This is a genomic window from Bacillus cereus group sp. BceL062, assembly GCF_051780025.1.
GTDB classification, from domain to species: Bacteria; Bacillota; Bacilli; order Bacillales; family Bacillaceae_G; genus Bacillus_A; species Bacillus_A toyonensis.
In genome coordinates this window covers 1-1,729 of the sequence record NZ_JBPWGY010000044.1, presented here as the reverse complement: position 1 = coordinate 1,729, position 1,729 = coordinate 1, and the positions used below count along the sequence as shown (strand labels likewise).

The window sequence follows — 1,729 nt, the reverse complement described above, 5'->3', positions numbered from 1 at the left end:
GAAAGACCTGTGGTGTGATGTCAAGTAGGTATTTTAGTACTTGAACTATTAAATCTAGTATTACAGCTTAAAAAAGGCAATAGGAAACTAGACCATCAACTAATTGTAAATTAATGGTATTTAAAGGGAAGGGAAAATGTCGCTAGATATCATCTATCAACGCCCCTTCCAGGCGCGTAAATTTGGTTATTGCGTAGTAGCGCATCAACCAAACGCACAAATTTTCTTGCAGTTAAGACGAGGGCACGTTTGTGCTTATGTTTAGGCACTTCTGCAGACTTTTTCGTATAATAATCACGATATTCAGGTACATGACGTCTTACGGAGTTGGCGGCTTCAACTAGGTAATAACGTAAGTACGGATTTCCTGATTTTGTTAAGGATGTATTTTCTGCAGTAAAGCGACCAGACTGGTATTTTTTCCAGAAGATGCCTGCATATTTTGCGATACGTGTTTCATCGGCAAAGCGGTCAATTTGACCAATCTCAGCGACAATACCTGCCGCGAATACAGGACCTACACCAGGAATACTGTCAAGGGTTTGCGGTAACGTTGACATCAAACTTTCTATACCTTTCTCAATCTCCTTAATTTGAGCTTGATAGGTGCGCATAATCTGAATAGAGGTGCTTAGTAAGAGATCAATAGAATCTTCTACGACTTTGCTTAATCTATACGAACCTTTAACAGCTTTTTGGATGGATTTCGCTACGTCTTCTGGATTACCAAAACGCTTTTTTCCTTTTTCCTGAAGGAAAAAAACGAGCTCTTGTAAAGGCATTTGAGCCATTTCTTCTAAACTAAATCGTTCTAGAAATAATTCCATCATGGCATTTCCGAATACAGAGGATTCAACGTCTTGAGTAAATTGGCTGCATTTCAATCCTAGGTGTTGAAGAAAATGTTGTTTTTCTTTCGTCAAGGCATGTACGAGTTGATAGCGAGAACGAGTTAATTGTTGTAAGGCCATATATTGTTCTTCTTTTACAATAGACATCGTATGGCGACCAAAACGAACATAGTCTGCAATGACAAATGCATCAATTGTATCGGTTTTATCCATTTCCGGATAGCTTTTTTTAAAATTTGAAATTTGTTTTGGATTAATCATAAATACCTGAGAACCGTAGGTTCTAAGTTCCTTGTCATTATGAAGGAACATGGCTGGGTGGTAGCTATAAATTGATGTAGATTCTAATCCAATCTTAATGATTTTACAATTGGATTTAGAAGCTGTGTCTAGAATTTTTTTCTTTAAAATCAAAGCGCCAGGTAAATCATTTGTAATAGTGAATGATTGTAAACAATCCCCTTCACCATTTAAAAAACAAATTTTCGCATCTTGAGAGCTCACATCTAAACCTACAAATAATTTCATGAGAAAACTCCTCCTTTCTTTTAGAATCACTGGAAACTTTCTTGGACGTCTGGGGATATCCCTAGTGTGATCGCTGACCAACATCCTCGTGTATAAGAACTTATTCTTACTCCAAAAGCCGCCCTAGCGCTACTAACAGCTAGGTTTGAAGTAAGGGGAACAGCCTGTGAGTAGGAAGCATAAAGCGAACACTGGGAAACAGTCTTTCCTTGTAGTTATATCTACAGGTGGTGAAGGAATTGTCCCAAATGATCCTTACTTTCATTATCTAGGAATATCCTCGGACGTCCAAGAAAATATAGATTAAATATGTCCGACAAAAAGTAATTAAACATAATATACGAGGTGGT

Annotated in this window: 2 protein-coding genes; one reads left to right on the top strand and one right to left on the bottom strand. The window is 37.5% G+C overall.

What is annotated here, in order from left to right; genetic code table 11:
• Positions 1 to 149 precede the first annotated feature (149 nt).
• Positions 150 to 1,379, bottom strand: coding sequence for an IS110 family transposase (locus tag ACS2MN_RS30905; protein WP_438894970.1), 1,230 nt, complete (start codon positions 1,377 to 1,379; stop codon positions 150 to 152).
• Positions 1,380 to 1,545: 166 nt separating this feature from the next.
• On the opposite strand from ACS2MN_RS30905, the gene ACS2MN_RS30900 reads away from it, so the two are divergent.
• Positions 1,546 to 1,686: a hypothetical protein gene (locus ACS2MN_RS30900; protein WP_014990590.1), complete on the top strand. Its 141-nt coding sequence runs from the start codon at positions 1,546 to 1,548 to the stop codon at positions 1,684 to 1,686.
• Positions 1,687 to 1,729 lie beyond the last annotated feature (43 nt).